We start from the raw sequence: 13,258 nt of genomic DNA, 5'->3' as shown, positions 1-13,258 counted from the left end.
ATATTTATAAAAATTTAATTTAATATTAGAAACACAGATAAATACAAGGTTTTCAAAGCAATGTTAACTATTTTTCAGATTCGTAAAGTTGGAATTTTTTATCAAAAAAACTAACTTCGTATGGAAAATTGATGAAATATGATTGCCGAAAAACAAAGATTACAAGATACAAACTGGAAAAACTGGGGACCATACGTAAGCAACCGACAATGGGGAAATGTACGTGAGGATTACAGTTCCAACGGCGACGCATGGAATTTCGCCAATCATAATACCGCAGAAAGCTACGCCTATCGTTGGGGCGAAGAAGGCATTGCGGGAATCTCTGATGTGAAGCAGCTTTTCTGTTTTGCACTTTCCTTTTGGAACAAGAAGGATAAAAGGGTAAAAGAGCGTTTCTTCGGGCTCAGCAACCCTCAGGGAAATCACGGAGAGGACATTAAGGAAATTTTTTATTATCTGGATAATACGCCTACGCACAGCTATATGAAGCTGGTGTATAAATATCCTATCAATGCATTTCCTTATGATGAAATCCGTGCTGAAAATGCCAGAAGAAGCAAAAAAGAACCAGAATACGAAATCATCGACACCGGAATTTTTGACAACGATGAATATTTCGATATTTTTATTGAATATGCGAAAGCTGACCATAATGATATTTTAGTTCGCGTTACGGTTTGTAACAGAAGTCAGATTGATGCGCCAATTGTAGTAATTCCTACGGTTTGGTTCAGAAATAACTGGAAATGGGGGTACAATACTTACCAAGGGCGAACGAATGCTTCTCACGATGGCTGTATAGATATTAACCATGATAGTATTTCAATTAAAAAGTTTTATTCGAGAACTCAGAATTCGGAAAGTGCTTTCTGTGATAATGAAACGAATTCACCCAAATTGTATGGCGCTCCATATCCTGGAAACACCTATTATAAAGACGGAATCAACGATTATATTACCTACGGAAGCAATACCGTAAATCCTGAAAAAAATGGTTCAAAAGCATCTTTCATCGTGGATGATATGATTGGTGCCGGACAATCCAAAACTTTTGATTTCAGATTATCACCGAATGATTTAGATGACCCTTTTTATCAGTTTGATGATATTTTAAAAAACAGAATCAACGAAGCCAATGAATTTTATAATGAAATTCAGAATGACGTAACCAACGATGATGAAAGAAATGTTCAAAGACAGGCATTTGCAGGTTTACTTTGGAACAAACAATTCTATCATTATAACGTTGGAAAATGGCTGAAAGGTGACCCCAATTACGAAGCTCCGAGAGACTTCAACAATTATGTAAGAAATACAGAATGGAATCATCTTCACAATAAAGATATTATTTCTATGCCCGATAAGTGGGAGTATCCTTGGTATGCGACCTGGGATCTGGCATTCCACTGCGTTCCGTTTGCGATTATTGATGCTGAATTTGCGAAAGGACAGCTTCTTTTATTAACAAAGGAATGGTATATGCACCCGAACGGGCAGCTTCCCGCTTACGAATGGAATTTGAGTGATGTAAATCCGCCAGTTCACGCTTGGTCTTGTTTCAGGGTTTTTAAAATTGATGAAAAGCAAAACGGAAAACCCGACCTTCTGTTTTTAGAGAAAGTTTTCCAAAAACTTCTTCTGAATTTCACATGGTGGGTGAACCGAAAAGATAAAAACGGTAAAAATATTTTTGGCGGAGGTTTCCTCGGTCTCGATAATATCGGAGCATTTGACAGAAATACGGTTTTACAGGATGGGCAACATCTTGAGCAAGCCGACGGAACAAGCTGGATGGCGATGTACGCATTAAATATGATGCGAATTGCAATGGAACTCGCTCAGTATTATCAGGTTTATGAAGATATGGCAATTAAATTTTTTGAACATTATCTTTATATTGCCGAAGCCATGGAAAATCTGGGTGACGGAAAAGAAGGTCTTTGGAACGAAGAAGACGGTTTTTTCTATGATGTGCTTCAGCTTGGAAATGGAGAAAGTGTTTCTTTAAGGCTGAGAAGTATTGTAGGATTGATTCCAATGTTTGCGGTAGAAATTGTAGATCATCATTTACTGGAAAAAATGCCGAATTTCCAGGCAAGAATGGAATGGGTATTAAAAAATAAACCGGAACTCACCAAACTTGTTTCGCACTGGGACGAGGAAGGTCACGGAAGAAAGCATTTAATGAGTATTCTTCGTAAAAACCGTTTAACAAAGGTATTAACGAGAATGCTCGACGAGAAAGAATTTTTAAGTCAATACGGAATTCGTGCCATGTCGAAAGTGTATGAGGAAAATCCGTTTGTGTTTTCAGTTCATGGTAATGAAAATGTGGTTTATTACACGCCTGCAGAAAGTGACAGCCGCATGTTTGGCGGAAACAGCAACTGGCGCGGACCGATTTGGTTCCCCATCAACTTTTTGATTGTTGAAAGTTTACAGCGTTTTCATTTTTATTACGGCAACAGCCTGAAAGTAGAATTGCCAACCGGAAGTGGGGACAAGAGAAATCTTGATGAAGTCGCTCATAATATCAGCAACAGATTGTGCTCTATTTTCTTAAAAGATGAATTTGGACAACGACCTTTCAATGGCGGAAATGCTAAATTTAATTATGATGAAAATTTTAAAGATTATATCACTTTCTTTGAATATTTTCATGGAGATAATGGCCGCGGGGTCGGTGCTTCCCATCAAACAGGATGGACGGCAACGGTCGCAAAATTGATGAAACCGAGATTAAATATATAAATGTGAGCCTCTTTTTTTAAGAGGCTTTTTTATTATTAACCCAAACCGCGATAAAATATAAAATTATCAATAAAGCATCTTTAAAAATTAAATATTATCAATTAAAATCGATTATTTAAATTAAACATTCATTTTATTCCATATGAAACAAAACAGTTCGCATTAAAAACCATATATTAGTATTATTAAATCTAATGTTACATGAATAAAAAATTATTAGCATTTGTCAGTAATATTTTTAGAGAAAATAATAACAAAAAAGGGCTGCGTAAAATTTTTGGACAGCCTCTTTTTTTAGATAGATTTTGCTATTGTCAAAATCACAAAGGAAAAAAAATTAAAAAAAATCAAGAATTAACCGCTCGGTTAATTTCAATCTTATACTGCTCACAATACTTTTTGAACGCCCATCACCCAGTATGACATTCACAACAAGTCATCAAAAACACAAGTAAAATCACTACGAATTTCACCCATCTGTTCAAAATTTAATATTCATTTACAAAAAACAATAAATTACTTTCATTAAAATATTCTATATTTACCGGACTAAAAACTAAAAAGTAATCTCATGAAAGGAAAACTATTCCCTATTGCGGGTCTGTTTCTGTCAGGCTTGTTTATCAACAATGTAAATGCACAGGAATATCAACCCATCGCCATTCAAAGTGGTTTTAATGCTGACGTCATTGCCAATGGCGTAGGAACAGCCTCCAGCTCTACAACCTCTGATGTGGATGGGGTAAATTATGTATTTATCTCCCGTGATTTTCAGTTGACATCCAGCAGTACGCCACTCACGTACGGATTACCTGTAAACGGGCTTGTCAACTCAGCGGTAACAACTACCAACGGTCTTAGCTATCAGATGGCGCCCTACAATGGAGATAACTCGCTTCGTCTGAGCAGTACCATACCGTCCGGTACTCTTACCTTTTCAACTCCGACCCCTGCGATAAGCCTTTATTTGCTGGCTACAGGAGGAAGCGGTGCCGCAACCGTGGATGCAGTAGTCAACTTTTCTGATTCTACGTCCCAAACCTTTACCGGATTAAATATTTCTGACTGGTATGATGGGCTTAATTATGCCATCCGCGGAATTGGAAGGATCAATCTAAACAATAACAATCTGGAATCAGGAAACAATACCAATCCAAGATTATATCAGATCCCATTAGCCATTGATCCCTCAAATCAATCTAAAAACATCACCAGCCTTACCATAACAAAAACCAGTACCGGAGGCAGTATTCCCAATATTTTTGCGGTTTCAGCAGATGCTTATTCTCCATGTTCTGCGCCTACCAACATTACCTCTACCACCACCACAACATCCGGAACGATAAACTGGACTGCATCTGTAAGTGCTCCATCTTCGGGATATCAATATTATTACAGCACCTCTGCTACAGCACCCACTGCAACTACCAATCCGTCAGGAAGTGTAGCTGCAGGGTCAACTTCTGTAACTATTGATAACCTGGCAACAGGGCAAACCTACTATTTCTGGGTAAGATCAAATTGTGGATCCAGCCAAGGTTTCTGGAAAATGCATTCATTCACCACCGGTGAGATACCTGTTACTTACACTTTAGGTGATATTAATACCGATTTTGCAGATCTTGACCCAACCACCACTTCGATATCGGGCTGTCCGGGCGCTCTTACGGTAAACGTTCCGGCCGGATATAAAATAAAATCTACCAATGTTTCGTACAAAATGACTACGCAGTCTGGCGCATGGATGTCTGAGCAAAGAAGCTTCCTCGTTTGTACGACCAATGGAAATTCTGAAACTGAGGTAGCCGAAGGTTCTGGTAACGGAGGAACATATTCTTATAACAGAACGGATTTACCATTGGCCAATGACCTTACAGGCGCAGTAAACTTCGAATTAAGAGCCTGGAGAGTTTGGGGAGAAGAAGCATTAGGCTGTGATGCCAGCTTTAATAAAGTTGATGACGGCACCTGGACAGTCACTGTAACTGTAGAACCTATCAACTTATCGACAAGTGAAGTAAAAGCGGAAAAGAAATTGATCGCTTATCCTAATCCGTTTGTTGATGTTTTACGTATTGAAAAATCAGAAAATGTAAAACGTGCTACTCTTACAGACCTTTCGGGAGTTACCGTGAAGGTGATCGACAATCCTTCTTCAACATTACAGTTAGACGGAATTAAAACAGGTGTTTATATTTTATCACTGAATCTGAAAGACGGTTCTGTTCAGACACAGAAAGTAATTAAAAGATAGTCAACCATTATAACTCAATTAGAAATGCCGGGCAAATATTGTCCGGCATTTTATTTTGTATATAAGAGTATATTTTTTACACTTTTTCTCCGTTCACGAATACTTCATACCCAATTTCAACATTCGGTTCTAAAGTCTTGGAAACAGAACAATATTTTTCGAAAGACAACTGAGCCGCTTTCTGAGCTTTTTTAGGATCAATATTTCCTTCCAGAAGAAATTTCACAGTAATTGCCTTAAAAGGTTTTGCATCGTCCACCTGCACTCTCTCACCTTCTACCTCAGCCTTGAAATCCGTAATTTCCTGTCTTTGTTTTTTCAAAATAGAAACCACATCTATTCCACTGCATCCAGCAACTGCCATCATCACACTTTCCATTGGTGAAACGCCTTTTGCTCCGGGCTGCGAAGTATTATCTAAAAGAATTGAATTTCCCTGAGAATTGGTACATTCAAACAAAAAATCATCGTTGATTCTATTAAGTGTTATTTTCATTCGATTTATTTCTATTGCTTATTGCTTATTGCTTATTGCTTATTGCTTATTGCTTATTGCAAATCTATAAAATTCCTCTCGCTTTTATCTCCAGATATTTATTGATAACATCGATATTCAAATTTTCAGGAAGTGTGTACACCGTATAAATCCCGTATTTGCGAAGTTCCTGAATAATTAATTTTTTCTCAAACTCAAATTTTTCAGCAATAATTTCATCATAAATCCCTTGCATACTTTCAGGGTTCTGATGAATCAAAGTCTGTAGTTCTGCATTTTTAAAGAAAACAACCACCAATAAATGGTTTTTGGCAATTCCGCGAAGGTATTTTAACTGGCGGTTTAAACCATCTAATGTTTCAAAATTGGTAAAAAGCAAAATCAAACTTCTCTGATTGATCGAATATTTCACATCCTGATACAATCTGTTGAAATCACTTTCAAAAAAATTGGTATTAATATTATAAAGCGCCTCAGAAATTTTCTTCAATTGTCCCGATTTGTTTTCCGCCGCAATTTTATTTTCTGTTTTCTTAGAGAAGGTCATCATTCCGGCACGGTCGCCTTTCTTCAGAATAATATGTGAAAGTGCCATGGCTGCATTGATGGAATAATCCAGCAAACTCAATCCTTTGAAAGGCATTTTCATCGTTCTTCCTGTATCGATCAGCATAAAAATACGTTGTGATTTTTCATCCTGAAACTGGTTTACCATCAAGCGGTTTGTCTTGGAAGTCGCTTTCCAGTTGATGGTTCTGATGTCGTCACCCGGAACATACTCTTTGATTTGCTCAAATTCCATCGTGTGACCTAATTTGCGGATTTTCTTGATTCCGCCTAAAAGAAATTCGCTCTGAACAGCCATCAATTCATACTTTCGAAGATGAATAAAAGACGGATAAGAAGCCAAACTCGCATCCTTCTGAAACCTGAATCTTTTGGAAACCAAGCCAATCGGTGATTCAGCGTACACATTTAAACTCCCGAAATTATATTCGCCTCTTTCTTTAGGTTCTAAAATATATTGGAAATACGTATTCTTACCGGAATCGATTTGTTTTGTAATCACAAAATCTCTTTTCTGAAACTGAAACGGAATTTCATCGATAATTTTAACATTGATCTTAAAACCGTAATTATTTTTAACATCAACTTTCACCGGATTTTCGTCACCATTGGACAATTTTTCAGGTAAAATCCGTTGGGCTAAAACCGCATCCTTTTGATTAAATAAAAGTAAATAATCCACCATCGCTGCCAAAAAACATAACAGCAAAACGATATGAGCTGCCCACATCAAAAAAGGGAAGAAAAATGCAAAGACATATAAAATCCCCACTCCGATGAGCGCGAAAAAAAAACGGGTATTGATGTATAAGTTTTTCATTTATTAGGTTGCAGATCGTAGTTTTTAGGTTGCAGTTTTTGTGAGCGTTTATTTTAGAGAATTAATAAGTCCGTTTAGCATTTTCGAAATTTCGATAATATCATTATTTAATTTCAAATATTCTTCTTCCTTTAAAAATTTGAGGTTCTTAGAAATAATTAATTGAGTTTCAACCTCTGCACAGCTCCCTCTTGAAATTTTTAAAAACTGCAAATAATCAGGTTTGCTTCTTCTGGAATTTCCTTCCGCAATATTGGATGGAATCGAAACCGAAGCTCTTCTTACTTGTGATCTTAAGCCAAAGGTTTCATCTTTAGGAAAGGTATCAGTTATCCTGTAGATTTCGGTTACAAAATCAATAGATTTTTGCCAAACTAAAAGTTCTTTAAAATTAGCCATATATAAAATTTTAAAACACCGAATTGCAAACTATAACCTAAAACCTCTTACCTGCTACCTGACTCCTACTACCTATCTAGGAATTTCTATTCCCTCTAAAATCTGTCTGATAATTTCGTCTGCTGTTAAGCCTTCCATTTCTCTTTCCGGCGATACGATTACTCTGTGTCTTAAGACGGCATAACTTGCTTCTTTAATATCTTCCGGTGTAACAAAATCTCTGGCTCTTAACGCTGCAAAAGCTTTTGATGCTGTTAATAATGCTAAACTTGCTCTTGGCGAAGCTCCTAAATACAAGAACTGATTTTCTCTTGTATTAATGATAATTTTTGCAATATATTCCATCAACTGAGATTCAACAACAATTTCCTTGACCAATTGTTGATAACTTTTAAGTTGCTGTGCAGAGATCACGCGATTCACCACTTCTGTTTTGTCCTCTTTCTTGCTTTCGTGTTGATTTTTGATAATGGCAATTTCCTGCTCAAGATTAGGATAACCTACGTTTATTTTAAACAAGAAACGGTCAAGCTGCGCTTCCGGAAGCCTGTACGTTCCTTCATGCTCGATTGGGTTTTGAGTTGCTACAACCAGGAAAGGTTCTTCCATGATATATCGCATTCCATCCATCGTGATCTGGCGCTCTTCCATAACTTCAAATAAGGCAGCCTGAGTTTTTGCAGGTGATCTGTTGATCTCATCAATCAAAATAAAATTGGAGAAAATAGGCCCTTTTTTAAATTCAAACTCAGAATTTTTCACGTTAAAAATTGAGGTACCCAGAATATCAGAAGGCATCAAGTCTGGCGTAAACTGTATTCTGCTGAACCCTACATCAATCGTTTTCGCTAGTAATTTTGCTGTAATCGTCTTTGCAACTCCAGGAACACCTTCAATCAGAACATGTCCGTTCGATAAAAGTGCTGCCAAAAGATGCTCGACCATATTTTCCTGACCAACAATTACTTTTGCGATTTCAGTTTTTACTTTCTCTAAACTCGAGCGAAGTTCAATCATATCAATTCTTGACTGAAATTCATCATCTTTCTTATTGAGTTGAATAGAATTCTGATCTTCTATATTGGGGTTATCAAAGTTTTCCATATTAATTATTAATTTAACAGTGAATCAATATAACAATTTACCAATTGGGTTACTCCTTTTACTCGGCATGACAACAAGATTGTTACATTTTTACATTATTATATTGTTACATTATTATACGATTTCGTCTAAAATTTTATTCATTCGAACCAGATCTTCCTGCATCACACTCGCATAAGGATCCTGACCTTTTTTAATCAAGTTAATCACTTCCTGAATAAGTTCGATCGGTTTTCCGGTTTTTAACTGAAGCTTTTTTGCAAATTCTTCATCTAAATTTTGCGTATCAATCAGCAAATCCATTCTTACTTTATTCAGAAAATACTGTGCTTTTTTCGCCATCATATCATGAAAGTCGCCTTCCTGAAGATAGAGATTCCCAATACTTTTCACAAAATCTACCGAGGTATTCTTTAGCGGTTCTATCTTTGGAACAATACGCTGTTTACGTTTCGCATTAAAGAAAATAAACAATAACAATCCTCCTAAAAAGACCCACCACGCATATTTCAACGCTGGATTTGAAAGAATGAACCTCATAAAAAAACGTGATTCACTCGTCTTTCCTTTAACGAACCAAAGCGTTTCTTTATCATCAAGATAAGAAAAAACATCTTGCGTATATTTTATATTTCCAGGTTTTAATAAATAATAATTCGTGATAAAAAGTGGCTCGCTATGAACATACACATTTCCTTTTCCGAATTTCACTTTAATAAAATTAGCCTGATCCTGATTATTTTTTTCAACTGTTTTCCCCAAAACTTCAACATTGGGTTTAATATAAGTAAAACCTCTGCCTGAGGGAAATTTATCCAGTTTTATAAAGTCATTTTGGAATTTTTTATCAGTCAGTTTTAAAACATTTTGTTCTTCAAATGAGATCTCGGAATCATAATATCCGATGCTGTCAGAAATTTCTTTCGGCATATCGGAAACCATTATCATTGCATCTGAACCTTTGGAAACTTCAATTAAGATTTTCGACCAGGATTCGCTGTCAATATCACTTTCAATGACTAAAATATTGTGTTTTTCCTTCTGATGTTCGTTATAATAATCAAATGGAGACTGATCTATTTTAATAATTTTATTCTTAAAAAGCCCTTTTACTTCTTCATTAAAAACAAAGAGCCCGAAAGGAGATTTTTGGGTAACATTAAAGTTTTTTCGCCAATCTACAACCTCCTTTTTATTAACTTCAAGCAATGCCAGAATCACCATAACGATGATGAAAATTGCAGCATATATTTTGAAAGTTTTATTCATGTTGAAAAATTTAATTACGGTTGAAAAGATTGAAACTGATTTTTAAATTTAAGATAACTCTGCTGATCGATCTTGAATTCCCCATACCACACATAATCGAAAATATAGGCAAGGTTGGAAAAATCATTCTTCAGATGAGCTACTTTTAATTCGAAAATATAATCTTTATTTGTTTTTTCAGGATTCCAGTTGATGACCTTTTTATCACTTAATTTTTTCAGGGTAAATAAAAACTGATACCGGACTGCAGAACGGTAATCTCCCGAATTTTCAAATTGAGCAATGCTTTCCGGAAAGTTGATCTCATGGATATTCTCATGAAGCTCATGCTCGCTGATTATCACTTTTTTATTCTTTTTACCAAAGAAAAAACCACCGTTTTGATTCATTAAAAATTTAATGATAACATACAACAGGAAACCGACAAGAAGAATTCCCAACAAACGAACAACCAGCCAGGCGATATCTGAAGAAGTATTAAAAACAGACGTTCCGAAAAGTGTCCGCATGATCTTTGCAATCTTACGCTCAAGCTTCTGAAGAAAAGACTCTCTTGGCTTTATTGTCGTATAATCAAAGTCCTTGTCTTTATATTTTGTATTAAAATTTTCCTTGAATTTTTTCGGATAGGTTGAATTTTCTGTTATCGGCTTTTTAAGCAAAACAGAATCTGCGCGCAACATATTTTTGTAATGTTCGGTGGTCATTGAATCAACATATTGATCCACAGCGGACTCATCATAGCCATTTTGTGCAAAGGTAGATCCGGCAGAAAAAAAGATCAGAAAAAAAATAAGAATTTTATTCATTGATTCCGATGGTATCTATTTCTGCAAGTTCAACTTTTTGGTGAAGGTCTGTTCTGCTGTCATAATACATTAATCCTGCATTGATGTACATTAAATTGGAAAGTAATAGTGACACAAGCATGGAAACACCATACATCACAAAAAATAATATTCCGACCGTTCCGGTGAAAGGGTTTTCTTCATATTGAGCTGAGGAGGGAGAAGTAAGCAATGATCCGTAGAAAAACAGCATCGGGATCATCGTAAAGATCGTGGTAATGACGTACATGATGATGAAAATAACTAAGCATGCTCCCCAATATTTCCAATAGGGTGATTTTTCTCTCCCATTGGCATAAGAAAACTGTGACCTCATCGCGTAGCTTAAGCTTTCAAAAAATCCTCTTTGCGTATTAAAATAATCAAACATTAAAAATGTAACGACATTGAAAATCGTAGGATACACGAGAAACATAAGTATGATTCCGATGAAGATCAAAATAAGCGCATATGAAATTCCAATAACAATTAATGCCAAAGGAGTAACCAAGAATGTCATGCCCAGACAAAGAATCCCAATTCTGCCTAAATTATTTTTAAGGTCACTTAAAATTTCATCTGTCTTTACCTTTGTACTTCCCTGTGCTATTCTCTTCATATAAAATACAGGATACAGATAATTGATGATCATTAAAATAACAAAAAGAACAAATGTTAAAATACCAACAACGATCAGCATACCTAAATTATCCTCAAAATAACGATCCAGATAGTTCGCCTGTCCGCTCATATTAGAGCCGAACATTGTAGAGAATAATTCCTTAAACCCAAAAATAACAATCGTCACCATTAAGATCAAAAGCAAGCCATTGATCAGAAGGTAATTTTTAAAGTAATTTTTTCCGTATAATTTGAAAAAAGCGAAACTGTCACTTATAAAAGTTCCGAAATCTCTTTTTTTATAAAACTGTATCATTGATTTGGCTATTAATATTTCTATTGACAATATAAGGATAAACAAAATAATAAAACCCGATAACACCCAGGCATCCGAAGATGATGATCAGATTTAAAATTAAAGGCATTTTTAAGGCATGTCTTGTGACGTACCCTTCGATGATTCCCGCACAGATTGTAAATGGAATGGTACTTAAAAATATTTTAAATGAATTTTTGAAACCATTTTTAAAAGATTCAAACCGGGAAAATGTTCCGGGAAATAAAATGGAAGTCCCTAAGATCAGTCCACACATCGCTTCCACCACCATGGCAAAAATTTCGAAAACTCCGTGAAGCCAGATTCCTCTTGCACTGTCTTTCAACGCTCCGTAATCATAGAAAAAATACTGAAAAGATCCTAACATGACAGAATTTGAAAGCAAGGCATACAAAGTTCCTACCCCACCAAAAACGCCGTAAATATAAAGTTTGGCTCCTACTCCGATATTGTTAAAGATAATCCCGATCGTACTTCCCCAAGTAGAACCACTTTGATAGACCCCGACCGCATTTCCTTTCCTGATATTATCGATGGTGTCATTCACATAACCTTCCCCCAAAATAATATTGGCAAAACCTTTATCATAAATCCCGGAAAGTACACCAATGCAGGTAAAAAGAATAAAAAATAAAAACGCATACATCAGATATCTTCTGTATTCAAACACCAGCATCGGAACTTCAGTTTTAAAGAAATGAAGAACTCTGTTTTGCTCTACCCTTTTGGTTTTATAAATTTTCTGGAAGATCTGAGACGACAAATGATTCAAATAGACTGTCGTATTACTTTTAGGGTAATAGGTCTGCGCAAACGCAAGATCATTCACAAGGTTGATATACAACGAAGACAGGTCATCAGGATTTTTTTTAATTTTCCCTTGAATAACCTGTTCAATTCCCAACCATTTTTCTTTATTTTGTTTAATGAAATAAACTTCTCTCATAATTGTAAGGCTAAAATAATAAAAATTATGTCTCAAATTGCGATTAATACCTCACAAAATGTAAATATTAACTTCAACACTGCCAGTGCAGGAGATAGAATATTGGCATTTTTTATTGATCTTGCCATCAAGGTGGCGTATGTCATTGTTACGCTTTACATTTGCTTTGAGTTTCTGGGACTCGGATTGATCATGAACGGACTTGATCAGTGGTCGCAAATGGCCATTTATATTGCCATCACATTTCCAATCCATATTTATACCCTGATTCTGGAAAGCCTGATGGAAGGACAAACACCAGGAAAAAAAGTAATGAAAATCCGCGTGGTAAAAATCGATGGCTATCAGGCGAGCTTCGGAGATTATCTGATCCGTTGGATCTTCAGACTGATTGATATCCTGATGATGAGCGGCATTATTGGACTTGTATCCATGATTGTCTCCAAAAACAATCAGCGTTTAGGCGATATCGCCTCGGGAACAGCAGTTATTTCATTAAAAAACAACATCAATATATCTCATACCATTCTTGAAAATATTAACGATGATTATATTCCCACTTTCCCACAGGTTATTGCTTTGAGCGATAATGATATGAGAATCATTAAAGATAACTTTACCAAAGCCCTGCGAGTTGATGACAGACAAGTGATCAGAAAACTTTCCGACAAAATTAAAAGTATTTTAAAGCTTGATATTGATCCTGCAAAAATGACAGAGAGACAGTTTATTGGAGTGGTGATTAAAGATTATAATTATTATACCGGGAAAGATAATTAATTGATTTTTTTGGCTAAAGCCGATTTGATTCATTTTTTTTAAACGGGCTAAAGCCCGCTCCTATTGATAAGCCATATAAAAATT

General features: G+C 35.8%; 12 protein-coding genes. 4 read left to right on the top strand and 8 right to left on the bottom strand.

Annotation, left to right across the window (positions count from 1 at the left end; all coding sequences use genetic code 11):
• Nucleotides 1–138: 138 nt before the first annotated feature.
• The 3 genes from VUJ46_RS17845 to VUJ46_RS17835 all read left to right on the top strand — a co-directional run bounded on the left by VUJ46_RS17845 (nt 139) and on the right by VUJ46_RS17835 (nt 5,008).
• Nucleotides 139–2,754 (top strand): MGH1-like glycoside hydrolase domain-containing protein, encoded by a 2,616-nt coding sequence (locus tag VUJ46_RS17845; protein WP_326982053.1) that lies wholly within the window; start codon nt 139–141, stop codon nt 2,752–2,754.
• Nucleotides 2,755–2,955: 201 nt separating this feature from the next.
• A complete protein-coding gene (locus tag VUJ46_RS17840) occupies nt 2,956–3,177 on the top strand; it encodes a hypothetical protein (RefSeq protein ID WP_326982052.1) in 222 nt (73 codons plus the stop codon).
• A 148-nt stretch (nt 3,178–3,325) separates the two neighbouring features.
• Entirely contained in the window at nt 3,326–5,008 is a 1,683-nt protein-coding gene (locus tag VUJ46_RS17835) for a T9SS type A sorting domain-containing protein (protein WP_326982051.1), read from the top strand.
• A gap of 76 nt (nt 5,009–5,084) precedes the next feature.
• Here VUJ46_RS17835 and VUJ46_RS17830 read toward each other — a convergent pair whose 3' ends face one another.
• The 8 genes from VUJ46_RS17830 to VUJ46_RS17795 all read right to left on the bottom strand — a co-directional run bounded on the left by VUJ46_RS17830 (nt 5,085) and on the right by VUJ46_RS17795 (nt 12,394).
• A complete protein-coding gene (locus VUJ46_RS17830) occupies nt 5,085–5,504 on the bottom strand; it encodes an OsmC family protein (RefSeq protein WP_326982050.1) in 420 nt (139 codons plus the stop codon).
• A gap of 64 nt (nt 5,505–5,568) precedes the next feature.
• A complete protein-coding gene (locus VUJ46_RS17825) occupies nt 5,569–6,891 on the bottom strand; it encodes a DUF58 domain-containing protein (protein WP_326982049.1) in 1,323 nt (440 codons plus the stop codon).
• Between the two features lie 48 nt (nt 6,892–6,939).
• Nucleotides 6,940–7,290 carry a four helix bundle protein gene (locus VUJ46_RS17820; RefSeq protein ID WP_326982048.1) on the bottom strand — a complete coding sequence of 117 codons (351 nt, stop codon included), beginning with the start codon at nt 7,288–7,290 and terminating at the stop codon, nt 6,940–6,942.
• A gap of 72 nt (nt 7,291–7,362) precedes the next feature.
• Nucleotides 7,363–8,394, bottom strand: a complete 1,032-nt coding sequence (locus VUJ46_RS17815; RefSeq protein WP_326982047.1) for an AAA family ATPase — start codon at nt 8,392–8,394, stop codon at nt 7,363–7,365.
• Between the two features lie 114 nt (nt 8,395–8,508).
• Nucleotides 8,509–9,663: a DUF4350 domain-containing protein gene (locus tag VUJ46_RS17810; RefSeq protein ID WP_326982046.1), complete on the bottom strand. Its 1,155-nt coding sequence runs from the start codon at nt 9,661–9,663 to the stop codon at nt 8,509–8,511.
• A 14-nt stretch (nt 9,664–9,677) separates the two neighbouring features.
• A complete protein-coding gene (locus VUJ46_RS17805) occupies nt 9,678–10,472 on the bottom strand; it encodes a DUF4129 domain-containing protein (RefSeq protein ID WP_326982045.1) in 795 nt (264 codons plus the stop codon).
• Entirely contained in the window at nt 10,465–11,427 is a 963-nt protein-coding gene (locus tag VUJ46_RS17800; RefSeq protein WP_326982044.1) for a DUF4013 domain-containing protein, read from the bottom strand. Before VUJ46_RS17800 ends, VUJ46_RS17805 begins: the two co-directional genes overlap by 8 nt.
• Nucleotides 11,411–12,394 carry a stage II sporulation protein M gene (locus VUJ46_RS17795; RefSeq protein ID WP_326982043.1) on the bottom strand — a complete coding sequence of 328 codons (984 nt, stop codon included), beginning with the start codon at nt 12,392–12,394 and terminating at the stop codon, nt 11,411–11,413. The genes VUJ46_RS17800 and VUJ46_RS17795 overlap by 17 nt, the downstream gene beginning before the upstream one ends.
• 27 nt (nt 12,395–12,421) lie before the next feature.
• On the opposite strand from VUJ46_RS17795, the gene VUJ46_RS17790 reads away from it, so the two are divergent.
• The gene (locus VUJ46_RS17790; protein ID WP_326982042.1) at nt 12,422–13,174 is read left to right on the top strand and encodes an RDD family protein; all 753 of its coding nucleotides are present in this window, start codon (nt 12,422–12,424) and stop codon (nt 13,172–13,174) included.
• The last annotated feature ends 84 nt before the right edge of the window (nt 13,175–13,258 follow it).

The organism is Chryseobacterium sp. MYb264, assembly GCF_035974275.1.
Taxonomy (GTDB): Bacteria; Bacteroidota; Bacteroidia; order Flavobacteriales; family Weeksellaceae; genus Chryseobacterium.
This window is presented reverse-complemented; position numbering and strand designations above follow the sequence as displayed.